The sequence below is a fragment of the Halorubrum sp. GN11_10-6_MGM genome, assembly GCF_005435165.1.
Lineage (GTDB): Archaea > Halobacteriota > Halobacteria > Halobacteriales > Haloferacaceae > Halorubrum.
On the sequence record NZ_SGUC01000013.1, the window covers coordinates 37,346 to 62,537 of the forward strand.

24 protein-coding genes and 1 other RNA gene are annotated in these 25,192 nt (G+C 70.5%); 13 read left to right on the forward strand and 12 right to left on the reverse strand.

Annotated features, from left to right (window positions below; all coding sequences use genetic code 11):
- Positions 1 to 58: 58 nt before the first annotated feature.
- The 3 genes from EXE46_RS08390 to EXE46_RS08400 all read right to left on the reverse strand — a co-directional run bounded on the left by EXE46_RS08390 (position 59) and on the right by EXE46_RS08400 (position 4,100).
- A complete protein-coding gene (locus EXE46_RS08390; RefSeq protein ID WP_137687972.1) occupies positions 59 to 1,294 on the reverse strand; it encodes a digeranylgeranylglycerophospholipid reductase in 1,236 nt (411 codons plus the stop codon).
- 175 nt (positions 1,295 to 1,469) lie between these two features.
- Positions 1,470 to 2,336, reverse strand: a complete 867-nt coding sequence (locus EXE46_RS08395; RefSeq protein ID WP_137687973.1) for a 2-oxoacid:ferredoxin oxidoreductase subunit beta — start codon at positions 2,334 to 2,336, stop codon at positions 1,470 to 1,472.
- 3 nt (positions 2,337 to 2,339) lie between these two features.
- A complete protein-coding gene (locus tag EXE46_RS08400; protein WP_137687974.1) occupies positions 2,340 to 4,100 on the reverse strand; it encodes a 2-oxoacid:acceptor oxidoreductase subunit alpha in 1,761 nt (586 codons plus the stop codon).
- Positions 4,101 to 4,476: 376 nt separating this feature from the next.
- Between EXE46_RS08400 and EXE46_RS08405 the strand changes: the two genes are divergently transcribed.
- Entirely contained in the window at positions 4,477 to 5,121 is a 645-nt protein-coding gene (locus tag EXE46_RS08405; protein ID WP_137687975.1) for a ferredoxin--NADP reductase, read from the forward strand.
- A gap of 123 nt (positions 5,122 to 5,244) precedes the next feature.
- A complete protein-coding gene (locus EXE46_RS08410; protein WP_137687976.1) occupies positions 5,245 to 6,270 on the forward strand; it encodes an aldo/keto reductase in 1,026 nt (341 codons plus the stop codon).
- 88 nt (positions 6,271 to 6,358) lie between these two features.
- Here the strand turns inward: EXE46_RS08410 and EXE46_RS08415 are convergent, their stop codons facing one another.
- Entirely contained in the window at positions 6,359 to 6,817 is a 459-nt protein-coding gene (locus tag EXE46_RS08415) for a hypothetical protein (protein ID WP_137687977.1), read from the reverse strand.
- A gap of 131 nt (positions 6,818 to 6,948) precedes the next feature.
- Here EXE46_RS08415 and EXE46_RS08420 point away from each other — a divergent pair, with 131 nt between their 5' ends.
- Together EXE46_RS08420 and ffs are read left to right on the forward strand one after the other, a co-directional pair.
- Entirely contained in the window at positions 6,949 to 7,362 is a 414-nt protein-coding gene (locus EXE46_RS08420) for a hypothetical protein (RefSeq protein WP_137687978.1), read from the forward strand.
- A 72-nt stretch (positions 7,363 to 7,434) separates the two neighbouring features.
- Positions 7,435 to 7,746: signal recognition particle sRNA (gene ffs, locus EXE46_RS08425), an RNA gene on the forward strand.
- Between the two features lie 472 nt (positions 7,747 to 8,218).
- On the opposite strand, the gene EXE46_RS08430 is transcribed toward ffs, so the two are convergent.
- Positions 8,219 to 8,803: a GNAT family N-acetyltransferase gene (locus EXE46_RS08430; protein WP_137687979.1), complete on the reverse strand. Its 585-nt coding sequence runs from the start codon at positions 8,801 to 8,803 to the stop codon at positions 8,219 to 8,221.
- A 111-nt stretch (positions 8,804 to 8,914) separates the two neighbouring features.
- Between EXE46_RS08430 and EXE46_RS08435 the strand changes: the two genes are divergently transcribed.
- From EXE46_RS08435 to cdd, 5 genes are all read left to right on the forward strand, one after another.
- The gene (locus EXE46_RS08435; RefSeq protein ID WP_137687980.1) at positions 8,915 to 10,810 is read left to right on the forward strand and encodes an ATP-dependent DNA ligase; all 1,896 of its coding nucleotides are present in this window, start codon (positions 8,915 to 8,917) and stop codon (positions 10,808 to 10,810) included.
- A gap of 87 nt (positions 10,811 to 10,897) precedes the next feature.
- On the forward strand, positions 10,898 to 11,755 hold the full coding sequence (locus tag EXE46_RS08440) for a hypothetical protein (protein WP_137687981.1): 858 nt from the start codon (positions 10,898 to 10,900) through the stop codon (positions 11,753 to 11,755).
- 35 nt (positions 11,756 to 11,790) lie between these two features.
- The gene (locus EXE46_RS08445) at positions 11,791 to 12,525 is read left to right on the forward strand and encodes an MBL fold metallo-hydrolase (RefSeq protein WP_137687982.1); all 735 of its coding nucleotides are present in this window, start codon (positions 11,791 to 11,793) and stop codon (positions 12,523 to 12,525) included.
- A gap of 71 nt (positions 12,526 to 12,596) precedes the next feature.
- Positions 12,597 to 14,192, forward strand: coding sequence for a hypothetical protein (locus EXE46_RS08450; RefSeq protein WP_137687983.1), 1,596 nt, complete (start codon positions 12,597 to 12,599; stop codon positions 14,190 to 14,192).
- Between the two features lie 470 nt (positions 14,193 to 14,662).
- Complete coding sequence (gene cdd, locus EXE46_RS08455; protein WP_137687984.1) at positions 14,663 to 15,112, forward strand: cytidine deaminase; 450 nt, start codon at positions 14,663 to 14,665, stop codon at positions 15,110 to 15,112.
- Positions 15,113 to 15,129: 17 nt separating this feature from the next.
- Here cdd and EXE46_RS08460 read toward each other — a convergent pair whose 3' ends face one another.
- The 4 genes from EXE46_RS08460 to EXE46_RS08475 all read right to left on the reverse strand — a co-directional run bounded on the left by EXE46_RS08460 (position 15,130) and on the right by EXE46_RS08475 (position 19,252).
- Entirely contained in the window at positions 15,130 to 16,260 is a 1,131-nt protein-coding gene (locus EXE46_RS08460; protein WP_137687985.1) for an Mrp/NBP35 family ATP-binding protein, read from the reverse strand.
- Positions 16,261 to 16,341: 81 nt separating this feature from the next.
- The gene (locus tag EXE46_RS08465) at positions 16,342 to 16,650 is read right to left on the reverse strand and encodes a hypothetical protein (RefSeq protein WP_137687986.1); all 309 of its coding nucleotides are present in this window, start codon (positions 16,648 to 16,650) and stop codon (positions 16,342 to 16,344) included.
- Positions 16,647 to 17,978 (reverse strand): NrfD/PsrC family molybdoenzyme membrane anchor subunit, encoded by a 1,332-nt coding sequence (gene nrfD, locus EXE46_RS08470; RefSeq protein ID WP_199234132.1) that lies wholly within the window; start codon positions 17,976 to 17,978, stop codon positions 16,647 to 16,649. Before nrfD ends, EXE46_RS08465 begins: the two co-directional genes overlap by 4 nt.
- Positions 17,975 to 19,252, reverse strand: a complete 1,278-nt coding sequence (locus tag EXE46_RS08475; RefSeq protein ID WP_137687987.1) for a 4Fe-4S ferredoxin N-terminal domain-containing protein — start codon at positions 19,250 to 19,252, stop codon at positions 17,975 to 17,977. The genes nrfD and EXE46_RS08475 overlap by 4 nt, the downstream gene beginning before the upstream one ends.
- A 238-nt stretch (positions 19,253 to 19,490) precedes the next feature.
- On the opposite strand from EXE46_RS08475, the gene EXE46_RS08480 reads away from it, so the two are divergent.
- On the forward strand, positions 19,491 to 20,372 hold the full coding sequence (locus EXE46_RS08480) for a nucleoside phosphorylase (protein ID WP_241981515.1): 882 nt from the start codon (positions 19,491 to 19,493) through the stop codon (positions 20,370 to 20,372).
- A gap of 140 nt (positions 20,373 to 20,512) precedes the next feature.
- The gene (locus EXE46_RS08485) at positions 20,513 to 21,694 is read left to right on the forward strand and encodes an NAD(P)/FAD-dependent oxidoreductase (RefSeq protein ID WP_137687988.1); all 1,182 of its coding nucleotides are present in this window, start codon (positions 20,513 to 20,515) and stop codon (positions 21,692 to 21,694) included.
- A 120-nt stretch (positions 21,695 to 21,814) separates the two neighbouring features.
- Here the strand turns inward: EXE46_RS08485 and EXE46_RS08490 are convergent, their stop codons facing one another.
- A complete protein-coding gene (locus EXE46_RS08490) occupies positions 21,815 to 22,348 on the reverse strand; it encodes an Rrf2 family transcriptional regulator (protein WP_137687989.1) in 534 nt (177 codons plus the stop codon).
- Between the two features lie 108 nt (positions 22,349 to 22,456).
- Positions 22,457 to 22,675 (reverse strand): hypothetical protein, encoded by a 219-nt coding sequence (locus EXE46_RS08495; RefSeq protein WP_137687990.1) that lies wholly within the window; start codon positions 22,673 to 22,675, stop codon positions 22,457 to 22,459.
- Between the two features lie 198 nt (positions 22,676 to 22,873).
- Here EXE46_RS08495 and rocF point away from each other — a divergent pair, with 198 nt between their 5' ends.
- Complete coding sequence (rocF, locus tag EXE46_RS08500; protein WP_137687991.1) at positions 22,874 to 23,779, forward strand: arginase; 906 nt, start codon at positions 22,874 to 22,876, stop codon at positions 23,777 to 23,779.
- Positions 23,780 to 23,849: 70 nt separating this feature from the next.
- Here the strand turns inward: rocF and EXE46_RS08505 are convergent, their stop codons facing one another.
- A complete protein-coding gene (locus EXE46_RS08505) occupies positions 23,850 to 24,149 on the reverse strand; it encodes a hypothetical protein (protein ID WP_137687992.1) in 300 nt (99 codons plus the stop codon).
- Positions 24,150 to 24,290: 141 nt separating this feature from the next.
- Between EXE46_RS08505 and EXE46_RS08510 the strand changes: the two genes are divergently transcribed.
- The gene (locus EXE46_RS08510; protein WP_137687993.1) at positions 24,291 to 25,082 is read left to right on the forward strand and encodes a PHP-associated domain-containing protein; all 792 of its coding nucleotides are present in this window, start codon (positions 24,291 to 24,293) and stop codon (positions 25,080 to 25,082) included.
- Positions 25,083 to 25,192: the final 110 nt, after the last annotated feature.

Here is a 25,192-nt window from a genome sequence, read left to right on the forward strand (position 1 = left end):
CGTCGCGATTTCCGTTAGTCCCGCGTCGAACACCGGCGGCCAGCCGTCGGTCCGCTCTTCAGACCCCGAACCGCTCGCGGGCGTACTTCGCGAGCAGCGGGACGTCGTCGAGGTGGAGCAGCCGCGCCATCCCCGCCTTCTCGCCGCGGTTCGCCTTCGCGAGGACGTCGTCGTCGGTCTCTTGGAGATCCCTCAGGAGCCGGTCGTACCGCTCGTTGGGCGCGAGATACAGCAGCTCTGTGAGCGCCAACCGCGACTCTGCGCGCGGCGCCACGTCGCGGTGCCACAGCGTCTCGTACACCGCGAGACTCTCCGCGTCGAGGCGCCGCTCCGAGTCGGTGAGACAGCGGTCGACGGTCGCCGCGGCGGCGCGGGCGGACTTCATTCCCTTATGAATCCCCTCGCCCCACAGCGGGTCGATGCTCGGCACGGTGTCGCCGATCGCGAGGAAGCTGTCCGTGTGCATCTGTCCCGGCCGCTGGATGTGCGCGGAGCCGCGGTGGACCTTCTCGTCGATCCGCTCGGCGTCGGCGAACCGGGGGTCGCGGCCGATCCAATCGTCGAGGTACCCGTCGACCGTCTTGCCGGCCTCGGCGAACTCGCGGTGGCGGTCGTTCTGGATGTAACAGAGGCCGACCTTCGCGGTGTCCTCGCCGGTCGCGAAGATCCACGAGTAGCCGCCGGGCGCGATGTTGTGGTCGAGACGGAGCATCATCGCGCGTCGGAGGTCGGCGTATCCGGGGTGGTTCGTCTCGACGCCTTCCATCTCGTACTCGATGCCGATCGCCTGATTCTCGCGTTCGAGGTCGACGACGTCCAGCGCGCTCGCGAGCGGCGCGGCCGGCCCGGTGGCGTCAATCACGACGTCGGCGTACAGCTCCTCGTCGCCGTTGTATCGAACCCCTTCGATGACGCCGTCGTCGTCGAGGATCGGCCGCGAGACTCGCGCGTCGAAGCGATACTCCGCGCCGTTCTCGCGGCCGTCGGCGACGAGGAACCGCTTGAACTCCGCGAACTCCAGTACCGCCCCCGGCTGGTAGCTCTCGTAGTACTCGTTGGGGGACTCCAACACGACGTCGTCGGTGTACGACATCACGACGTCGTCGGGAATCCCGAAGGAGGACATCATCGACGGGAACGTGCCGGCCGTCGATTTGTTGCTCTGTCGCGGGAACTCGTCTTCGGACTCCGTCTCTAAGACGACGACGTCGTAGTCGCGCGTCGCCAGGTCGCGGGCGCACTGCGCGCCCGCCGGACCGGCACCGGCGATAGCGACGTCGTAGCGATCAACCATATACTCGTGAATACGGACCCACGTAATTAGGCTTGCTGAAACCCGACGAAAAATCAGCCTGACCCCGCTCTTTCGCCCGGTTTTGGCGGTCGCGAAAGGTCGGAATACGCTGGCGTTACGCGGGGAACTGAACCGCCGTCGACGGCGGTCCGGTCCGACAGTCCCGGCGACCGGGTCAGTAGAACTCGCGGACGAGGTCGGTCGCGCTCTCGGGGGCGCCGTCCGGGATGACGGACATGTCTTCGTCGACGCCGTGCTGCTCGTGGTACGGCACCGACGACTCGTCCTTGTAGATGACGCCCTGGTGTTCCTTCTCGTTGTCGAGGATGACGTCCTTCGCCGCCTCGCGGTCGGTCGGATCGTACCCTTCCTCCTCCTTCAGGTCGACCAGCGAGTCGCGGAAGTAGTCGTACGTGTCGACGTCGTTGAACGTGACACAGGGCGAGTAGACGTTCACGAAGCCGAACCCGTCGTGCTCGATCGCCTCTTGGATGATCTCCTGGTGGCGGAGCGCGTCGGAGGAGAACGACTGCGCGATGAACGTCGCGCCCGAGGCGAGCGCCAGCGCGTGCGGGTTCACCGGGGGCTGTTTCGGTCCCTCGGGGCTCGTCGACGTCTCGAAGTCCTCGCGGGAGGTCGGGGAGGCCTGCCCCTTCGTCAGTCCGTAGATCCGGTTGTCCATCACGACGTACGTCATGTCGACGTTGCGCCGGACCGCGTGGACGAAGTGGCCCGCGCCGATGGAGTAGCCGTCGCCGTCGCCGCCGGCGACCATCACTTCGATGTCGGGCCGGGCCATCTTGACGCCGGTGCCGACGGGGAGCGCGCGCCCGTGAACGCCGTGGAGCGCGTAGCTGTGCATGTACGTGCCGATCTTACCGGAGCAGCCGATGCCGGCGACGACGAAGGTGTTGTCGGGGTCGTTCCCCGTCTCCGCCAGCGCCTTCATCATCCCGTTCATCGTGCCGAAGTCGCCGCACCCCGGGCACCACGTCGGCTGCTTGTCGGACTTGAAGTCGGTGAATCGAATGTCTGAGCTCATTGGTTACGCCTCCACCCCCGCTTCGAGGGTCGACTTGATCTCCGCTGCGAGTTCGTCGGCCTTGTATCGCACGCCGTTGTACTTGTTCACGCGGTCGACCCGTTCGAGCACGTCGTGCTCCACGAGGTCCGCGAACTGCCCCTGCTCGTTACACTCGACGACGACCGTCGTCTCCGCGGCCGCGACGTCCTCGGAGAGGTCCGGTCGCGGGAAGATGTACGGGACCGAGAGGACCCGCACGTTCTGCCCCTCGTCGTCGAGAATCTCGACCGCCTCGGCGAGCGCGCCCTCGTTCGACCCCCACGTGATCACGAGGTCGTCGGCGTCCGCGTCGCCGAACTCGCGCGGGCTCCAGTCCTCGCGCTCGCGGGCCGTCTCGACCTTCCGGTTGCGCTTGTCGACCTGCTCGACGCGCATCTCCGTGTCCTCTGTCCGGCGGCCCTGCTCGTCGTGTTCGAGGCCGGTAGACATGTGCGCGCCGTCGGCAGTGCCGGGGAACGCCCGCGGCGAGATCCCGTCGTCGGTGATCTCGTGGGGCTGGAAGCCGCCCGACTCGCTCATGTGGTCGTCGATCGTCGCCTCGTCGACGACCTTGCCGCGGTCGATCTCCACTTCGTCCATGTCGAAGGTGTCGGGGGAGAACGTCTGCTCGGTGACCGCCATCGAGAGGTCGGCGGTGAGGTAGACGGGGAGCTGGTACTTCTCGGCGAGGTTGAACGCCTCGACCGTCTTCCAGAAACACTCGTCGATGGTGGTCGGCGCGAGGACGAACCGCGGCACCTCGCCGTGACCGCCGTACAGCATCTGGTTCAGGTCGCCCTGCTCCTGTTTCGTCGGCATCCCGGTCGAGGGCCCCGAGCGCATCACGTTACAGATGACGAGCGGCGTCTCCGAGGTGGCGATGAGGCCGAACGTCTCGGTCATCAGGTCGATCCCCGGGCCGGAGGTCGCCGTCATCGCGCGGGCGCCGCCGCGGGCCGCGCCGAGCGCCATGTTGATCGCGGACAGCTCGTCTTCCGCCTGGACGACGTGGCCGCCGTAGCGCTCGATGCGTCCGGTGAGATACGTCATCACGTCCGTCGCGGGCGTGATCGGGTAGCCGGCGTAGAAGCGACAGCCCGCCGCGATGGCGCCCATGCCGATCGCCTCGTCGCCGTTGAGGAGGACGTAGTCCTCGTCGGTGGTCTCCAGGTCGTAGTCGAACTCGCGGTCCGCGTACTCGTCGGCGACGTAGTCGCGGCCGGCGCGGGCCGCCTCCTTGTTGTTGTCGACGAGCTTCTGTCCCTTGTCCTTGAACCGCTTTTCGAGCGCCGAGTCGAGGTTCTCGATGGGGAACTCGGCGACCTCGCAGGCCGCGCCGAGCGCGACGACGTTCCGCATGATCGCCCCGCCCGCGTCCTCGGCGAGGCTCTTGAGCGGCACGTCGAGCCCGATCATCCCCTCGGGTATCTCGACGTCCTGCATCGTGGTCCGCTCGCCGTCGTAGATGATCACCGACCCCTCGTGGAGCTCGTCGAGGTTCTCCTCGATCGTCCGGGGGGTAAGGGCGATGAGCACGTCGAGCCGGTCAACGACGCTCTGTACCTTGTCGACGGACGTTCGCACCTTGTAGGCGGTGTAGCCGCCTCGGATCCGCGATGCGAAGTCCTTCGACGTGAACACGTGTCGACCCGCGCGGGAAAGCGCCTGTGCGAAGATCTTTCCCGTCGAGTCGATGCCGTCGCCGGCCTCTCCGCCGACAGCCCAGTTGAAATCCGCGGCCATGTGCTATGCGCTAGGTTCCGGCGGACTCATCAAAAGGCTTCTGGAAGGAGCCACCGAGGCATTTCTGGACGAACGCGTTCAATCTCGCGAATATTGTCGCTCTAGACGGCGCAGTCGGACACAAATAAGAGAAAATTGAACGTTCGTCCACCACATTCCTCACGATCGACCCCACGTGTCGGACCGGTTTTCGACGATCATCGAACGCCTCGGGTCGCAGTGGGCCTCCCCGGCGCGCGTCGTCGGAGTCGAGAGCCGGTACCGGCGCGTCGGCGAGGGCCGTGTTCCGTCTCCGGGGCGCCCCGCGGCCAGTTTCGACACGGGCAGGACCGACGCCGACAGGAAGGCGTTTGTGTCTCCCTCGCCGATCCGGCGTATGGACACGACAGCGACGGTCGAGTCGGTCGAGCAGGTCGGCCCCGACACGTACGCCCTCAGCTTTCGCGCGCCCGAGGGCTTCGCGGCCGAACCCGGACAGTTCGTGAAGCTCGGCACCGAGATCGACGGCGAGTCGGTCGCGCGCTTTTACACGCTCTCCTCGCCGCGCGTCGGCGAGACGTTCGAGGTCACGGTCGGCATCGACCCCGACGACGGCGGCGAGTTCTCGGCGTTCCTCGCCGGCGCCGAGGCGGGCACCGAGATGACGCTCTCCGGCCCCTTCGGCGACCAGCACTACGACGGCGAGCCCCGCGCGGTCGTGATCGCGGGCGGCCCCGGGGTCGGCCCCGCCGTCGCCATCGCGGAGCGCACCCTCGACGAGGGCGCCGAGGCCGCGGTCGTCTACCGCGACGACGACGTCGCCCACGCCGACCGGATCGACGCCCTCCGCGAGCGGGGCGCCGTGGTCCGCCTCCTCGACGCGGACGATCCCCTGACAGACGCCGTCGCGGACGTCCTCACCGACGTGGACGGCGAGACCGTGTTCGTCTACGGGTTCGCGGACCTCGTCGCCGACGCCGAGGCCGCGGTCGACGCCGCGGGCGGCGACGCGGACGCCGCGAAGGTCGAGAACTTCGGGTAGGCGCGGTCGCCGGACGGGTCCCTCCTCGTCGCGGCTTCGCTCGCCTGCGAGCGCCGCGCCGTCTCCGCGGCCTCCTCCGCCGGTGCCGCCACGCTTTAGCTACCCCGCCCGAGAGGGTCGGGTATGGACTATCGACGACTCGGGAACACGGGACTCAGCGTCTCGGAGCTCTGCTTCGGGACGTGGCGGTTCGGGCGCGAGACGAACGGCGTGGTAGAGACGGGCCGCGAGGAGTCGCACGAGCTCCTCGACGCGGCCGCGGACCGCGGGATCAACTTCATCGACACGGCCAACGTGTACGGCACGCCGAACGGCAAGAGCGAGACGTACATCGGCGAGTGGCTCGCGGACCGCGACCGCGAGGACTACGTCATCGCCTCGAAGGTGTACTTCCCGTTCGACGGGCGCGGCGAGCCCGGGCCGAACGATTCGGGGCTCGGCCGGAAACACATCCGCGCGCAGATCGAGGGGACCCTCGACCGGCTCGACACCGACTACCTCGACGTGTACTACATCCACCGCTGGGACGAGGAGACCCCGATCGAGGAGACGATGCGCGCGCTCGACGAGCTCGTCTCGGAGGGGAAGGTCCACCACCTCGGCGCGTCGACGATGGCGGCGTGGCAGCTGACGAAGGCGCAGTGGACCGCCGACGTCAACGACTACGCGAGCTTCGACGTCGTCCAGCCACTCCACCACGCGGGCTACTACGAGGACGTGAGCGAGTACCTCGACGTCTGTATCGATCAGGACCTCGCGGTCTGCCCGTACTCCCCGCTCGCGGGCGGGTTCCTCACCGGGAAGTACGAGCGCGCCGACCCGAACGACCCGGAGAAGGTGATCGCGCCCGACGGCTCCCGCGCGAGCTTCGACGACCGGTTCGAGCGCTTCTACCTCTCCGAGCGCGGCTGGAAGGTGCTCGACGCGGTCCGCGACGTGGCGGACGAGCTCGACGCGACGCCGGCGCAGGTCGCGCTCGCGTGGCTCACGGAGTGGGACGAGTTCACCTGCGTCCCCATCGTCGGCGCGCGGACGGTCGACCAGCTCGACGAGAACGTCGCGGCGACCGACCTCGACCTCTCCGACGAGCAGTGGGACCGGATCATGGACGCGCGCTACGACCCCGACGGGAACCTCTGGGGACACTAAAGCGGCTGGCGGTGGGTCCGCGTCGGCGTCGGCGGCGGCGTCGGGGTCGAACTGGCGGTCGTCGCGCTCGCGTCGCTTCCGCCGTCCGTTACGTCTCGAAGTCGGGGAGGTCGTCCGGCGCGTCGAACTCTGCCTCCCAGTCGATGTACTCCTCTTTGAGCGTTTCGCAGACGATCTGACCGAGCTCGGTGAGCCCCGCGTTGATCGCGGAGACCGTGCCCCACGAGTCGAGGTCCGGGTGGAGGTCGCGCTCCTTCCAGTCCTCCGGCAGCCCCGGCGCGTGGTAGCCGACGCGGTCGGCGAAGTCGTCCCAGAAGAAGTCGAACCGGGAGACCAAGCCGAGGTCGACGGCGATCGCCCAGTCGTCCTCGTCCATGTCGCTGCCGGCCGCCCACTCCGCGAACGCCTCATCCCACGCGCCCTCGCGGAGGAAGGTCTCCAGTTCGTCGCGGCGGTACTCGCCGCCGGAGACCTCGGCGTCCTCGTACTCGTTGGGGTCGACGGCGGCGAGTTCGGGGGGCTCCGGCGGATCGACGTCGAGTGGCATGGTCGGAGGTGGGCGCCCACGGGGCAAAACGCTACGGGAACGCGGTCGTTCGGCGCGTCCGACTCACCCGTCCGGTCTGCCTGCCGCGTCCGATCCGGTCCTTTTACCGCGGTTCCGCTCCGAGTGCGAGTATGGACCTCCGCGCCGTCTCGCGCCGGGTCGGGATCGCCGCCGCCGTCGTCACCGTCGTCGCGCTCGTCGCGCCGTACGCGGTCATCACGGGGCCGGAGTACGCCTCGCAGCTGGCGACCTACTACGCCTCCGGGATCGTCGGCTGGACCGGGATCGCGCTGTTCGCGCTGCTCTCCGCGGTCGTCATCGCTTCCGTCGAGCGGGGCAACGTCGACCCGGGGACGCTCGCCGGGGTGGCGGTCGTCCTCGGTGTCGCGACGACCGCGAGCGCGGCGACGTGGGCGCTGGCGGTCGAGCCGAGTCCGGTGTTCCGCGATTACCTCTGGCTCGTGTGGCACTCGCGCGCCGTCGTCGCGCTGTCGCTCCCCGTGCCGCTCGCCGCCGCGGTGTACGCCCGCTCGCTGCTGTCGTAGTCGCGGAACGCGGTCCGCGTTCCCCTCCGTCCCGCCGAACGAAAGGCCCTTAAGTTGGTGTCGTGTACCCGGAAGTGGACTAGGTCGGGCGGTTAGGCCCCGCTCGTCACCCGTGAGGCAGTCTTCAGCGGGGACCGAACAGCGGGCACGTCCGGTCAGACCGGCACGGGCCCCGAGAGCCAACGTAGAAACCTCGTCCGCCGGGGACAGCGGTCCGTGGCGCCCGCTCGCAGGAGCGGTCCGTCGCGGTTCGTCGACGACACCGGGTCAGGCGCGGAAGCGAGCAGCCCACCGTCGAACGCCCGTCGCTCGTCGGGTCGCGGGGTGGAGGAGGCAATCGGGATACCCCGTGACGGAACGCCGGGCTACCCCGCCTGTCCGCCATTCATACCGATTCCCGTTCGCCGAGTGGTGACGCCGTGACGTTGCGGTCGGCGACGTGAGCGTCGACATCGCAAACGTTTGTTTATAAATGGATACCGTCTGCTCGGCGACTTGTTTATAAACAACCGACACCGCCGCCGAAGCCCCAGTCGCTCGTTTATGAGCGCCTCCTGCCGGATCGACGGCGAACAGCTCCGAAGCCCCAGCCGCGAGGACGGCGCACGCTCGTTGTGCTCCTCACTCGGTCGCTCACTCCGTTCGCTCCCTCGCTCCGGTGCTTACGTCGCCCGCGCCGTCCTCGCGACTGCCCCTTCGATTCCCGCCCGACCGCACAGCGACCGCGCCCCACGCCTCCCCAGCCTCGTCGGCGGCTCCCGACGGTCGCCGCCGACTCCCTCGCGCGGTGCTCCTCGGCCGCAGTGCGGCCTCGGAGGCACGCGCCACCGCGACAGGGAAAAGCCGTTCTCGCTTCTCAGCGACCGGTGTCGTACTTATACGTCGCCGAGTCCGGGTCGATCCCGAAGTCCTCCGCGGACTCCTCCGGCTCGTCCTCGCCGGTCGGCTCGGCGTCTTTGAACGCCTTCCGGAGGCGACTCGGCATCTCGAACGCGTCGACGGCGAGTGCGAGGCCGACGACGCCGCCGCCGAGGAACTCCCGCTTTTCGGAGAGTCGGTCGGAGAGCGCGGGCGGGAGGTCGTCGGTGTCGACGCGTTCGAAGCCGAACTGCGTCAGGTAGTCGGGCTGGTCGGTGAGCACGTACACCGTCTCGAACCCGTCCGCGGCCGCGGTGTCGACGAGGCGCTCGACGACGTGCGCCCCGACTCCGCGGTCGCGCCACTCGGGGAGCACGCCGATGCCGGTGAGCTCGATCCGGTTCGCCTCGTCCTCGTCGCCGCGGTGGAGGCGAAGCCGGCCGAACCCCGCCCGGTCGCCGGACTCCTCGTCGACCGCGATCACGTAGTCCCGCGACCGGAAGGCGACGTCGTCGAGCCCCAGCTGCTCGATCGCGTCCAACAACCACGCCTCGTCACGGTTTTTGGCGTCGCGGACGTACATAATCAGAGGTACGCCGGCGGGGGTAAAAAGGCGTTCCCCGCCGGGTCGTCATCCCCCGCCGCGCGCGACGCATCGGGTCGCTTTTGCCCGCCGCCCGCCGACCGGACGCCTATGGAATTCGGTGCGCTGGCGGACCGGGCGGAACGGGTGGCCGCGAACGACGGCGATATCGAGACGACGCTCGCGGTCGCCGCCCTCCTCGCGGACGCCGGCGCCGCCGACGGTCCCGGAGACGACGCCGAGGGAGACGACGCTGAGGGGGACGGGACGACCGACGATCTCCCGGTCGTTGTCCGCTTCCTCCTCGGGCGCGTCTTCCCCGCCCACGACACCCGAACCCTCGACGTCGGCCCCGCGCTCTGCCGCGAGGCGATCGCCCGCGCCGCGGGTCAGAACGTCTCCGCCGCCGACGTGGAGGACCGCCTCGCGGAGCGCGGCGAGATCGGCGCCGTCGCGGCCGCGTACGACTTCGGCGGGCAGCGGGGACTCGCCGCGTTCGGCGGCGGACGCGACGCGCTCACGGTCGCCGCGGTCGACGAGGCGCTTCGCGGTCTGGCGGCCGAGACCGGCGAGGGGAGCGAGTTGCGCAAGCGGGACGCGCTGTTCGGGCTGTTCACCCGGTGTTCGCCGAGCGAGGCGGCGTTCCTCGCCCGCCTCGTCCTCGGCGAGATGCGGCTCGGCGTCGGCGAGGGGACGGTCCGTGACGCGACGGCGGATGCGTTCCTCGCGCCCCACTCGGAGTCCGACGGCGACGACGCGTCCGACGAGGCCGCGCTCCGGGCGACCGACGAGGCGGTCGCGGCCGTCGAGCGCGCCCTTCAGGTGACGAACGACTACGGTCGGGTCGCGGTCCGCGCCCGCGACGAGGGGATCGAAGGGCTGCGGGGCGAGTCGCTGCGCGTCGGCCGGCCGGTCCAGGCGATGCTCGCGCAGGCGGGCACCGCGACCGACGCCGTCGACTCGTTCGGCGAGGTCGCCGTCGAGACGAAGTTCGACGGGGCCCGCGTTCAGGTTCACTACGCACTGGGCGGAGACGCGGCTGCCGGCGGCGACTCGGCGGCTGACACCGAGCGGGACGCGGGCGAGTCGCTCGGTCCCCGACTCTACTCGCGGAACATGGACGACGTGACCGAGGCGCTCCCCGAGATCGTCGAGTTCGTCGCCGAGCGCGTCGACGTCCCGGTCATCCTCGATGGCGAGGTGGTCGCGGTCGATGACGACGGCGACCCGCTCCCGTTCCAAGAAGTGCTGCGGCGGTTCCGGCGGAAACACGACGTCGACCGCATGCGAGAGGCGATCTCGTTGCGGCTCCACGCGTTCGACTGCCTCCACGCCGACGGCGACGACCTGCTCGACGCGCCTCTCCGTGACCGGCACGCGCGCCTTCGGGAGGTCCTCCCCGACGCGGCCGCGGACCTCACGCTCGCGGAAGACACCGAGGCGATCGCCGCCGAGGAACGGGCCGCGCTCGACGCCGGCCACGAGGGCGTCATGCTGAAGAACCCCGAGGCGGCGTACACCCCCGGCGACCGCGGGCGCGACTGGCTGAAACGCAAGCCCGACGTGGAGACGCTCGACGCGGTCGTCGTCGGCGCCGAGTGGGGCGAGGGGCGCCGCGCGGAACTGTTCGGGACGTTCCTGCTGGCCGTCCGCACGGAAGACACCGACCGCGACGCCGCCGACGTCGACCGCAACGCCGCCGACGCCGACGACCCCGCGCCCGCGGGGTACGCCACGGTCGGCAAGGTGGCGACGGGGATCACCGACGAGGCGCTGGCGGACCTCACGGACCGGCTGGAACCGCACGTCGTCGACGAGACGGGGACGACGGTCGCGTTCGACCCCGAGCTGGTGGTCGAGGTCGGCTACGAGGAGATCCAGACCTCGCCGACGTACTCCGCCGGCTACGCCCTCCGATTCCCGCGGTTCGTCGGCGTCCGCGAGGACAAGGACGTCGGCGACGCCGACTCGCTCGCCCGCGTCCGTCGGCTCGCCGGCGACGACTGAACGGGGGAGAGGAGACGACTGTCGCCCCGACCGCCGCGACGTTCCGCCACGCGAAACCCCTTCACGGTCCGGGCCGTAGGAGATCGCATGCCAGGCCCGCTCGGCGACGCGACACGGTGCGACCTCACCGACGCGGCCGTCGCGCGGCTCGCGGCCGACGGGTTCGAGGTCGTTCGCCCGGAGAGCGCCGCCGAGCCGCCGGCGGTCGCGACCCGCGGCGACGACCGCGTGTCGGTGGAGCCGCTCGCGGCCGACGACGCCACCCCGACCGTGATCGTCTCGCGGCTCGGCCACGCGCTCGCCCGCGATCGCCGAGCGCTCTTCGTCACCCGCGACGACGCCACCGCGACCGCCGTGCGCGACCTCCTCGCCGACCCGCCCCTCCTCGCCGACCGCCGCGACGGCCGCCGGACGTTCCACCTCGGGCCGGACCGGATTCCCGTCGCGGGCGGCGGCTACGCCTGCGTCCGCGCCGACGGCCTCGGCGACCCGACGTTCGCGTGGCGCGAGACGGACACGCCGGCCGGGCCGATCGGGGCCGACTCAGACTCCGGCGCCGACGCCGCCGCGGTCGGCGACGACGGCCGCCCGGCCGTCCCGCGGCTCGTCTGCGAGGTCGACGGGACGCCCGTCGCGGTCCTCGCCGGCGTCGACGGCCTCCGAACGCCGCCGGACGAGGCGTTCCCGTTCGCGTACCGACGCGATCCGACCGACAAGCGGTTCCGCGTCCGCCGGGGCGACGACGGGGCGGTCGTCGAGACGATCGGCGGGTTCGCCGCGCTGCGCGACGCCGGGTACGTCCCGGTCCCAATGCCGCTCGTCCCGGAACACGCCCTCGGGCGCGACGTCGACGACGAGGCGCTCGCGGCGGCGTGGGACCTGTCCGTGATCGGTGGCGCCGACGCCGAGTCCGACCCCGACGGCGATCCCGAGCCCGACCGATAGCCACCCTCAAGGCGCCCGCGGCCGGACGCGGTGACATGACGGTCCGCTACGAGGAATTCGCGGTGGAGTGGCTCGGCTACGCGACGGCGCGGCTGGAGACGGACGGCGGCCCGGTCGCCTACACCGACCCCGGTCGCTACGGCGTCCTCGACGACTACTGGGCGCGGGACGGCGACCTCGTCGTCGTCACCCACGACCACCACTACGACTCCGACGGGATTCGGTCGGTGGCGAACGAGGACGCGACGCTGGTCATCTACGAGGCGGTCGACCCCGCCGGGATCGACCGCGACGTCGAGCCGATCGACGCGCTCGCGGCCGACTACGAGGTCGTCCACGTCGGCGAGGAGGACCGCGTCGACGTCGAAACGCCGGCCGGCGAGGTCCGGGTGTGGTCCGTTCCCGCCCACAACGACCCGGAGGGGCCGAACGCCGACGCGGACGGCTCCGTGGCCCATCCGCCCGGGTTCGGCTGCGGCTTCCTCCTGTCGCTCGGCGGCCGGACCGTCTTCTGGCCGGGAGACTCCGACGCGCTCGACGGGTTCGCCGAGCTCGACGTCTCCGTGTTCCTCGCCAACATCGGCGGGGGCGGCATCGTCTCGGACCGTCACGAGGCGGCCGAGCTGGCCGAGGCGATGGGTCCGGACCTCGTCGTCCCGATCCACTACGACACCTTCGACCAGCTCGAAGCGGACGGCGAGGCGTTCGCGGGCGACGTCGCCAGCCGGTCGATCCCCGTCGCGCTCGACGCGCGCTCGGCGAACCAGTAGTCGGGTCGGGCGGCGCGGAGATATCTCGCGGCCGGTGGCCTTTTTAACCCGCCGCGTCCTTGCTCGGTCGCATGACCACCGAGTCCGCGCTCGCCGACGGGGTTCGAGAGGCGCTTTCGGTCGACGCCGAGGCGTTCGCCGAGCGCGCGGCCGAGGAGGCCGAGATCGTCAAACAGGAGCTGCGAGACGGCTCCTTCGACAACCACCAGTCGATCGTCGGCTTCGAGTACGAGTTCTACGCGGTCGGCGACGGGCGGTGGAGCGAAGAGTCGCGAGCGGGCGAGTACGCGCTGATGCGCGTGCCGCGCCGGATGCTGGAGCTGATGGGCTTCGAGAAGGAGCTTGGACTCCACAACGCCGAGATGTCCACGAGCCCGCAGCCCCTCTCCGACCACGGGCTCCGCGCGCAGCTCGCCGAGGTCCGCGCGCGGCTGGAGGCCGCCGAGAACACCGCCGGCGTCGAGGGGATGCGGCTGGTCTCCGACGGCCTCTGGACCATCCCACCGGCGGGCGAGACCGCCCGCGAGTACCTCACCGACAGCGTCGAGGTCGACGGGGTGGTCGTCGCGGTCAACATGAGCGACGCGGTCCGCTACCACGCGATGGCCAACGCGGACCCCGACGGGACGGACTGGGACGGAAGAGACGACGCGCGGTCGGCGGACGCCCGGGTCGAGCTCTCCGCGCCGGGCGTGTCGCTTTCGGCGGAGACGGTGATGCCGGAGAGTCTCATCACGTCGATCCAGCCCCACTACCAGGTGGCCCACGCCGAGACGCTGCCGCGACACTTCCGGTACGCGCTCCGGATCGCCGGGCCGCTCCTGGCGCTCGGCGTCAACTCTCCCTTCTTCCCCCCGGAGCTGTACGACGACGACTGGGACGGCGAGCGCGTCCTCGCCGAGGGGGCGATCGAGAACCGCGTCCACGTGTTCGAGTCCGTCCTCAACGCTCGGACCGACGCCGACAAGGTCAGGTTCCCGCGCGAGTTCCACGACGTCGAGACCGCGGTCGACCGCATCGCGGGCGACGAGACGCTGATCCCGATGCCCGACCCCGGCGGCAGCGACCGCTTCGACGACGCGTTCGCGACGTTCCGGACGAAACACGGCAGCTACTGGCGGTGGGTCCGCCCCGTCTTCGAGGGGGCGAGCCGCTCGGCCGCGAACGCCCGGATCGAGTTCCGCCCGATCCCCGGCCAGCCGACGGTCCGCGACTCCATCGCTTTTCAGGGAGCGTTCGCGGGGTTGATGCAGGCGCTCGCCCAGCGCGAACACCCCGTCATCGGCCTCGACTGGGAGACCGCTCGCGACAACTTCTACGCCGCGGTCGCCGACGGCCTCGACGCCGAGATGGTGTGGGTCGGGCGCGACGGAGAGCGGACGACCGACACGGACGCGCTGTACGGCGACCTCCTCGACCACGCGGAGGCAGGGCTCCGGACCGCCGGCTGCGCCGACGACGAGGCCGCCGAGTGGATCGCCCCGCTCCGCTGGCGCGTCGCGAACCGGACGACCCCGGCGAGCTGGAAGCGCGACCGGGTCCGCGACCGGCTCGACGGCGGCGACGACTTCGAGACGGCGGTCCACGACACCCAGCGCGAGTACATCCGCAAACAGGCGGAGACACTCGTCGACGGCGGCTTCTCGGCGTGGACGAACGGCGTCTGAGGCGAGAGCTGCGGCGCTTTTGACTAGCTGGTGCGCGGTGGCGCGTGCCTGTGAGCGGTCGCCGCAGGCGACCGCGAACAGCACCGCGCGAGGGAGTCGCTGGCTCCCGGAGCGAAGCGGAGGGTGCCAGCGACGAGGCTGGGGAGGCGTGAGGTGTGGTGTTGCGCGGTGCGGGGCGGGGCTCGAAGGGGCAGCCGCGAGGGCGAAGCACGCCGCAGCAAGCACCGCAGCGAGCGAAGCGAGCGAGGAGCACAGCAAGGCGCGCGAGTCCTCGCGGCTGGGGCTTCGGTGGTGTTCGCCGTCGATCTGCGCTTATTCATTCATATACGAGGGGCTAGGCCTTCGGAGGCCTCGTCGGGGGCGCTCCGAGCCGCCGTGTGGACGCTCACCTCTTGGCCCGTCCACCGTCACCGCAGATTCACCGATCGACGACACCGTACAGTTATCGGTCCGCCGCGCCACCCGCCCGTATGGACGAGCTGATCGCCGCCGCGCGTGACGCCCTCGAAGCCGCCCACGTCCCGTACTCCGAGTACCGCGTCGGCGCCGCGCTACGGACCGCCGACGGAACCGTCTACACCGGCTGTAACATCGAGAACGCGAACTACTCCAGCAGCCTCCACGCCGAGGAGGTCGCGCTCGCGGAGGCGGTGAAGAACGGTCACCGCGAGTTCGACCGGATCGCGGTCTCGTCGGGCGTCCGCGACGGCGTCACTCCCTGCGGAATGTGCCGACAGAGCCTCGCCGAGTTCGCGGCCGACGACCTCGTCGTCGCCTGCGACGAGGGCGGCGACGCCGTGACGGAGTACACCCTCGGCGAACTGCTGCCGAACACCATAAGCGAGGGAACGCTCGACGACGCAAAAGCGAGCGCGAGCGACGCTGCCGGCGCGTCCGGCGGCGACGCCGACTCGAACTGACCCGGCCGCCGGTCCCGTCACTCCGAGACCGACACCGCGTCCGGCTCCGGCGGTCCGTCACTCGCTTCCCGGCGCTCGTCGTCCTCTCCGTCCCACTCGCCGACGCGCTCGGCGACCCGTCGCCGGTTCACCTCGCCGACGCGGTCCGCGACGGAGTCGACCATCTCGAAGAGGTCCTCGCGGACGGGGCTGTCGGGGTCCCGAACCGAGGGCCCGTCCGAGCCCGCCGAGTCGAAGTCCGGGTGGACGGGGAGCCGCGAGAGGACGGGCACGCCGTAGTCGTCCCGGATTTCGTCGCCGCCGCCCTCGCCGAAGACGGCGTGGGTGTCGCCGCACTCGGGGCACCGGAACGCGCTCATGTTCTCGACGACGCCGAGGACCGGCGCGTCGTGCTCGTCGAACAGGCGGAGCCCCTTGCGAGCGTCGGCGACGGCCATCTCCTGGGGCGTCGTGACGATGACGACGCCGGCGACGGGGAGCGACTGGAGCAGGTTCAGCGAGGCGTCGCCGGTGCCCGGCGGGAGGTCGACGACGAGGTAGTCGAGCCGCCCCCACTCGACCTCGTTGACGAACTTCATCATCACGTTGTTCACCATCGGCCCGCGCAGCACCGCCGGCTGGTCGCCGTCGGGCATGAGGTGGTCGGTGCTCATCACGCGGACCCCGTCGGCGGCCGGGGGAACGATCTCCTCGTTCGGCGTGACACCCGGTTCGTTCTCCGTCGGCAGCAGCCGGGGTACGTTCGGCCCGTGGACGTCGGCGTCGAGGATGCCGACGCGAGCACCCCGCTCGCGGAGCCCCGCGGCGAGGTTCGCGGCCACGGTCGTCTTGCCGACGCCCCCCTTGCCGGAGGCGACGGCGATCACGTTGCGGACGCCGGGGAGGACGTCGGTCTTGTGGCCGTGTTCCTCGCGGAACTCGGCGCGGAGGTCGGGTTCGAGTCCGGCCTCCTCGATCACCTCGCGGACCGCGTCGCCGATCGCCATCTCCGCCGGCGCGTGCGGGGCGTTGAACGCGAGCGACACCTCCGCGGTGCCGTCGCTGATCGTTACGTCGTCGACGAGGCCCATCGAGACGATGTCGTCGCCGTTTTCGGGGTCGTCGACGGCGGCGAGTCGGTCGGTCAGTTCGGCTTCGGTGAGTGTCATTGGGTTGGGTTGGCGGCGGGTCGGTCTGCGAGCGGTACGCGACGGCGGGTCGGTCTGCGAGCGATACTCTGGGGGACTCCGTCAGAAGAACACGGCCCCGATGATCAGCGTCGCCACGAAGAGGCTCCCCCACAGCACGGTGGTGAGGCCGGCGAGGTAGCCGACGCCGAGCAGGCCCGCGAACCGGTCGCTCGGGTCGCCGAGGAACCACGCCGCGACCATCGCGTACACCGGCGCGAGGACGATCCCGAAGATGAGGTACGTCCCCGGGCCGACGAACGGGAGCGTGTACTCCGCGGACAGCGGGACCGCCGCGGGCGACGCGGCGACCGTCGGGACCGACGCGGCGACCGCGGCGATGAGAGCCGTCAGGGGTGCGAGCGCAGTCATGCGTCCACCTCCTCGTGGTCTTCGATCGCGTGGAGTTCGACCACCGGGATCACCTTCGAGACGACGAGGAAGAACAGCACGACGACGCCGATGGTCCCGAGGACGGCCGAGATCTCGACCGCCGAGGGGACGTACTGCCCGGGCACCCCGTCGTACAGGGCGAAGTGCGCGTGCTGGAGCCCCTCGACGACGAACAGTACCTTCTCCGTGAGCGTGCCGAAGAGCACGCCGACGGAGATCCCCACGAGCGCCCGCAGGTCGAACAGGTCGGGGCGCAGCGCGGTCGCGAAGGCGTACAGCATCGCGAGGACGACGAGGCCGATCGCGACCCAGTACAGCGGGGTCGAGATCTTCACCTCGGTCGCGTGCTGGAGCGTGGTCGGGGCCGCGAAGATCCCCGTGATCACCTGCTGGAGCTGGAGCCACAGGAAGATGAGGCTGAAGAAGCCGAGCCACTTGGCGAGCCCTTGGAAGACGGCCCGCGGGATGAGCTCCTCCCAGCCGTACGCGTACCGGAACGCGGCCGCGACGATGATGATCCCCGCGACCGCCGAGGTCAGCGCGATGGAGAGGAACGACGGCCCCTGAACGCCGCCGGCCCAGCCCGCCATCGACGGGAGCAGCGAGAACAGCCACGGGATCACCCCGCCGTGGAGCAACAGCGGCGCCATGATGATGATCGCGAACGCGATCCACCAGACCATCCGCTCGACGACCTCGTCCTCTCGCTCGGTGTACCCGACGGTCAGCGCCGAGTACAGGGGTTCGAGCCGGTCCGGAAGCCGGTCGCGGAGGCGGGTGACGTCGTAGCGGATCGTCAGGGCGAGGTACGTCGCCGTCAGCACGAAGTAGGCCGTGATGACGGTTACGTCCCACATCAGCGGCGACCACTGGACGCGCGTCGGCCACGCCGGCAGCACGCTGGTCACCAGCCGGTCCGGCCGGCCGACGTGGATGAGGATGAAGATGCCGGCGCAGGTGAGCGCGGCGATCGTGAGCAGTTCCGCCAGCCGCGCGACGGGCTGGTAGGTGTCCATCCCGAGCAGGCGCACCGCGGCCGAGAGGATGATCCCGCCGTGGGCGATGCCGACCCACCAGATGAACGCGCCGATGTAGAGCCCCCACGGCACGCCGCCGCCGGAGCCCCAGTCGGCGAGGTTGGTGACGATCAGCCCGTGCCGGAGCTGCCGGCTGTAGAAGAACAGCCAGACCCCGATCAGCCCGAGCGCGACCGCCAGCGCCGCGATGTACCGCGTCGAGAACGACCGGATCGGGCGAGTCAGCGTGTCGCGGTCGACGCCCGTCACGTCGACGCCGTCGACGCTCACGCCTCTTCACCCCCGTTCGCGGCGGCGCCCCGGTCGAGTACTTCCTTGCGATCGTCGACGAGGCCGACATCCTCGTACGCGACCGGCCCCTCGACCTGTTCGGCGTGCGGCGACGGTTCGTTGCCGACGAACCGGACGTTCGGCTCGGTGCCGCGCTCCTCCATCAGCTTGAACGTCGACACGGTGTGCCCCTTCCGGTTCGGGTAGTCGGAGCGGTCGTTCTCCTGTCCGTCGCGGTACTCGCGGAGGTGCCGGTTCGGGTCGCTCTCCGGGTCGTTCAGGTCGCCGAAGTGGATCGCGTCCATCGCACACGCCTCCTGACAGGCCGTGGTGCCGACCTTCTCTTCGCCCATCTGTCCGTCCTGCCGGTCGACGCAGAACGTACACTTGCCCATCACGCCCTCCGGCGGACGAGAGCCGACCCAGCGTCCGCGGTCGTCGATCTGGTGGTCGTCGTCGACCTCGGACTCGGGCACGTCGGGCTCGCCCCACTGGAAGTAGTTGACCCCGTACGGGCACGACACCTCGCAGTAGCGGCAGCCGATACAGATGTCGTAGTCGGTCAAGACGAGGCCGTCCTCCTCGCGGGTGTGGCGCGCGCCGACCGGGCACACCTTCGTACACGGCGAGTCGGTACAGTGCTGGCAGGTCCGCGGGAGGAAGTTCGTCTCCTCGCCCTGCCCCTCGTCCTCGAACGCGAAGACGTACATCCAGTTGGCGCCCCGCGAGAGGTTGTGCTCCTGATTACACGCGACCATACAGGCGAGACACCCGTCGCAGTTGTTGAGGTTGATCGTCATCCCCCAGCGGGTGCCGTCGCCCTCGGCTCCGCCGCCGGCGCCTCCGGCGGCGCCGTCTCCCTCGCCGCCGGTTGTCGCGCCCGCGGAACCGAGCCCGCCGAGCCCGAGCGCGGCGGCCGCGGCGCCCTTCTTCATCACCGACCGGCGCGACTCCGCGTCCTCACCGCCGACGTTCCGCAAGGCCTCCCCGAGGCCGCCGAACGCCTCCTCGACGCGGTCGACGGCGTTCACGTCGTCCGCGTCGACCTCGTCGGGATCTGGGATCTCGACCTCCCGGTCGTCGACGTCGAACTCCGCGAGGAGCCGGTCGTGGTACCGGCGGTAGAACTCGACCTCGGAGAGCTCGTCCGCGGCCACCCGCTGGGCGTCGCGGGCCATCTCCGCGCCGAGGTCGGCGTCGAACTCGGTCTCCTCGAGGAGTCGCCTGTCCGCCTCGTCCACCGTCGTGTACATCGATCCGTCGTCTGTGCTCATGGTGGGTGTGGGGTCGTCTCCCGCCGACCGTACGCGATCCGGGGGGTCAATCGTGACTCCGGTTCCAACGCCGCGGCAAGGGCGCGAAGATGTTCGAACCGACGGATAAAGAACCGGACCCGCAGCGATCGAACTGGTCGACACCGAACCGGACCCGCAGCGATCGAACCGGCCGACACCGAACCGGGGTCGCCGCGAGCCGGAACTGGTTTGAGACGGCTCCCCCAACCGCGGGGACATGACCGACGAGATCGACGCCGACGGCCCCGACTCACGCTCCGGCGGCACCGACGCTCCCGCCGCGGACGCAGAGAGCGAGGACCCCAACGACGAGGCCGGCTACCACGTCGAGGTCGCGCCCGAGGACGTCGCGGACGCGGTCCTGCTCCCCGGGAACCCCGAGCGCGTCGACAAGATCACGGCGCTGTGGGACGGCCACGAGGAGGTCGCGCGCCACCGCGAGTACCGCACCGCGACCGGAACGTACGACGGCGCACCGATCTCGGTCACCTCCACCGGTATCGGCTCGCCGTCGGCCGCCATCGCCGTCGAGGAGCTCGCGCGCGTCGGGGTGGACACGTTCATCCGAGTCGGCTCCTGCGGCGCGATCCAGCCGGAGATGGACGTCGGCGATCTCGTCATCACCACTGGGGCCGTCCGGCAGGAGGGGACGAGCGACGAGTACGTCCGCGAGGACTACCCCGCGACCGCCGACGGCGAGGTCGTCTCCGCGCTGGTCGCCGCCGCCGAGCGGCTCGGCCACGACTACCACACCGGCGTCACGATGAGCGCCGACTCCTTCTACGCCGGGCAGGGACGGCCCGGGTTCGAGGGGTTCGAGGCCGCCGGCTCCGACGAGCTCGTCGCCGAACTCCGGGACGCGAACGTGAAGAACATCGAGATGGAGGCGTCGGCGATCCTCACGATAGCGAGCGTGTACGGGCTCCGCGCGGGCGCGGTCTGCTCCGTCTACGCCAACCGCGTGACCGGCGAGTTCCGGACGGAGGGCGAGTCGCGCGCGGCCGAGACCGCGAGCCTCGCCGTGAAGCTCCTCGCGCGAATGGACGAGGTGAAACGCGAGGCCGGCGCCGACCGCTGGCACGCCGGCCTCTCGCTGTAGCTCGCTTCCGCCTCTCACCGTCGCGCGCCGCCGCCACTTCCGGGCCGTCACCGCCGCGATCGCGCGCCTCCGCCGCCGCCGAGACGCGACCTCCGAGGCGTTCCAAAGCGACTTTACCCGCGGGCCGCGGAGCGACACGCATGAGCACACAGGTCGTGGTCGTCGGTTCCGGGTACGCCGGCGCAGGGGCGGTGAAGGCGTTCGAAGACGAGGTCGGCGAGGGCGAGGCCGAGCTCACGTGGATCTCGGAACACGACTACCACCTCGTTCTCCACGAGGTCCACCGCGCGATCCGCAACCCCGCGGTCGAGGACAAGATCACGATCCCCGTCGACGAGATCAAGTCGCCCGAATCCGACTTCATCCAGGGCCGGGTCGTCGACGTCGACACCGACGAGCGCGTCGTCGAGACCGACGACGGGACGACCGTCGACTACGACTACCTCCTCCTCGGGATCGGCTCCACGACCGCCTTCTTCGGCATCGAGGGGCTGAAGGAGCACGCCCACCAGCTGAAAGGGCTCGACGACGCGAAGGCGATCCACGAGGACGTCCGCGAGGCGGCCGCGGACGCGACCCGCTCGGACCCGGCGCAGGTGATCGTCGGCGGCGCCGGCCTCTCGGGTATCCAGACGGCCGGCGAGATCGCCGAGTACCGCGATAAACACCGCGCGCCGCTCGACATCACGCTGGTCGAGGGGCTCGACGAGGTGTTCCCCGGAAACGACCCGCAGCTTCAGGGCGCGCTCCGCCAGCGGCTCGAAGACGCGGACGTCGAGATCCTCACCGGCGACTTCATCTCCGAGGCCGACGCGGACGCGGTGTACCTCGGCGGCGGGGAAGACGAGGAGCCCGAGGAGCTCGCACACGACGTGCTGATCTGGACCGGCGGCATCACGGGCCAGCCCGAGCTGGAGAACGTCGAGGTCGAGAAGGACGAGCGGTCGAACCGCGTCCACGCCGGCGCCGACTTCGCCACCAGCGACGACCGCGTGTTCGCCATCGGCGACACCGCGCTCGTCGAGCAGGGCGACGACGACGTCGCGCCGCCGACCGCGCAGGCCGCGTGGCAGGCCGCCGAGGTCGCGGGCGAGAACCTCGCCCGCGCCGCCCGCGGCGCGCCGCTCCGCTCGTGGACCCACGAGGACAAGGGGACAGTCATCTCCGTCGGCGAGGACGCCGTCGCCCACGACGTGATGGGGATGCCGATCAAGACGTTCGGCGGCAAGCCGGCGAAGCTGCTGAAGAAGGCCATCGCCACGCGCTGGATCGCCAAGGTTTCCTCCGCGGGCCGCGGCGTCAGCGCGTTCGGCGACATGTAACTGCCGGCGACTCGCCGGCGGCCCCGCTCGACGGATCTGTTTTCGGCCGTTTCGCCGGCTACTGAACGGCTATCCCTCGTAGAATACCCCCGCGGCGGCTCGAAAGAACTACGTCCGCAGTCAGTGTTCGGCCGGCTCGTCGGGCGCCCGCATGTCGTCGATCCGCAGGATGAGAACGTTCGCGGTGTCGTCTTTGCCGTCGACGGTGCCGTCGATGACGAGCTTCGAGAGCGGCGTCGGACCGACGGTGACGCCGTCGCCCTCGTGGAAGTCGCGGACCGAGCCCTGTACGTGGATCTCGGCGCGGCACAGCTCGGGATGGTGGACGCTGGAGAGGTCGATCCCGTCGACGTTGATCCCGCTGACCTGTTCGCCCTCGTGGTAGATCGGAACGTCCGCGGGCTCGTCCATGCGCTGGATGTCGAGCGCCTCGTAGGCGTTCGAGGTGGGCTTGTAGCCGCCCTTCGGACCGGGGACGCCCTCGACCAGCTGGAGGGCCTTGAGGCTCTGCATCTGGTTGCGGATCGTCCCCGGGTTGCGGTCGACCTCTTCGGCGATCGCTTCGCCTTTCACGGCGTCCTCCTGCTCCCCGTAGAGGTTGATGAGGGCCGTGAGGATGCTTTTCTGGCTCGACGTGAGCTCGATCGATGACATGGTGGCGAATACACGACGCCCCCGCTTAAATGCGATGGAATTCACTTATAAACGATCGTGTGGGATACCCCGGCGAACGGGGATTCCGTCGGCGCTGCGAACTCCGGCTCACTCCCCGCGCAGCCGCTTCATCCGCACGTACGCGAGCGGACTCGACAGCGCGACGACGACGCCGACGCCGATCAGCGCGACGCCGAAGTCGACGGCGACGAACGACACCGCGGCGCCGACGAGCCCGATCGCCGCGCCGGTGAACGCGACCGCGATCGTCGCGCCGATCGGCTCGATGTCGCTCGGATCGACCGAGTAGGAATCGGAGCTGCTCATACCCGCTCCGTGGGGGGCCGGGCGCAAAACGGTATCCGATCCGACCGGCCGAGAGTGTAGTGGCGCGAGGCCGTCGAGCGCGACGTGCGGGCGCTGACCCCCGCGACCGCCGATTCCCGCGACCATCGACCTCCGACCGCCGCTCCCCGCGACCGCCGAACCCCCACCATTGAAGCGCCGGCGCGCCGCGTAGTCGGTATGACCACGGTCAGGATCATCGGTGCGCCGACCGACTACGGGGCGAACCGACGCGGGGTCGACATGGGACCGTCGGCGATCCGGTACGGCGGGCTCGCCGACCAGCTCACCGGCGCCGGCGTCGAGGCCGTCGACGCCGGCGACCTCCACGTCCCGCGAGCGGAGGAGCGCGACCCGGACGCGGACGCGCCCAACGAGGGGAAAGCGAAGTTCCTCCGCGAGACGGCGGACGTCTGCCGACGGCTCGGCGACGAGGTGGCGGCGACCCTCGCCGACGGCGAGGTGCCGCTGGCGCTCGGCGGCGACCACTCGATCGCCATCGGGAGCCTCTCCGGGTCCGCTCGGGACGCGGAGATCGGCGCCGTGTGGTTCGACGCGCACGCCGACCTCAACACGCCCGCGACGACGCCCTCGGGCAACGTCCACGGGATGCCGCTGGCGGCCGCCCTCGGGATCGACGAGTTCGCGGACACCGAGTGGGCGAACGCGCCGGGACTCTCGCCGGAGAACGTCGCCTTGGTCGGGCTCCGGTCCGTCGACGGGGCGGAGGCGGAGCTGATCAGGGAGCGCGACTTCGCCGCGTACACGATGTCGGACATCGACGAGCGGGGGATCACGGCGGTTACGGAGGAGGCGCTCGAAGTCGCCGCCGACGGCGTCGACGGGATCCACGTCAGCCTCGATCTGGACTGGCTCGATCCCAACGCGGCGCCCGGCGTCGGCACGCCCGTCCGCGGCGGGGTCACCTACCGGGAGGCGCACAGCGCGATGGAGATCGTCGACGAGACGGACGCGCTCCGGTCGATGGAGATCGTCGAGGTGAACCCGACGCTCGACCAGCACAACGAGACGGCCGAGCTGGCGACGGAGCTGGCGGCGAGCGCGTTCGGGAAGCGGGTCTTATAAATCGCTGTCGGAGATCGGTATCAGCAATCGGCGTCGGCGCGCGGTCAGACGTTTCGATGAAACGCCTCGGTCAGACGCCTCGGTCGAGCTCCTCGACGACCTGCTGGAGGTCCGCTTCGGACTCGATATCGCCTTTGATCTCTTCGCGGCGGCGGACCGCGGCCGAGTCGGCGTCGTACGCGCGGACGAACTCGGCGCGGGTGTGCTCGTCGAACGCGTGGCGGATCGCGAAGTAGCCGTCGGGGACGATCGTGCCGCACACCTTACACTCGTGGCGCTGGTGTTCGTTCGTCTGGTGGACGATCGCCGCCTCCACGTCGTCGAAGCCGGCGTCGCAGTCGCCGATGCCGCACGTCCAGCGAGGGGCCATACCCCGAATTCTCGCCCGATGGGGGTTAACCGTTTCCCAAACCGATCGGGTCCGCGGCGGCGTCGGCGGGCTCGCCCCGGGCGTCCCGTCCGCGGTCTCCCGTCCCCGGTCGCGGCACCGTCGTCGTCGAACGATACGCATTTGCGCGGGCGCGACGACCGTGGGACCGTGACCCGACCGCAAACGCGCGTCGACGCCCACGTGAAGGTGCTCGACGACGAGGTCGTCGCCCGCGCGAAGGCCCGCGGGATCGACGCGCTCGTGTACGCTCCCCACTTCACGCGCCTCCCGACGATCCGCGAGCGCGCGGCCCGGTACTCCGACGACGAGCTGACCGTCGTCCCCGCCCGCGAGGTGTTCACCGGCGACTGGGGGAACCGGCGTCACCTCCTCGTCGTCGGGCTCTCCGACCCCGTCCCCGACTACATCACCTTCGAGGGCGCGATGGCGGAGTTCGAACGGCAGGACGCGGCCGTCCTCGTCCCCCATCCCGGGTTCGCCACCATCTCGCTCACGCGGCCCGAGGTCGACGCGCACGCCGCCCGGATCGACGCCGTCGAGACGTACAACACGAAGCTCCTCCCCCACCAGAACGCCCGGGCACGCCGAACCGCCGAGGAGACCGGCTGCGCGGGGTTCGGCTCGTCGTACGCGCACCTCCCCGGCACGGTCGGCGAGGCGTGGACCGCCTTCGAGGGCGACCTCGACGACGAGGAGGCGATCGTCGACGCGTTCCGCGAGCCCCGCCCCCGAACCGTGATCCATCGCGGCGGAATCGGCCACCGGCTCCGCGGCCTCGTCGAGTTCGCGCACCTCGGCTACGAGAACACGTGGGTAAAACTCGACCGGATGTTCCTCTCCGGCAACGAGCCGACCCTCCCGTCGAACGTCGCCTACGAGGGGCGGTTCGACGACGTGAGCGTCTACGAGTGAGGTCGGTGCGGCGGCGGGTGCCTGCGAGTGGTCGCCCTCGGCGACCGCGAAGTCGTCGGGCTTCGGCCGACTGTCAACGAATCTCGGATTCTCGCGTCCGGGGCTGAGCG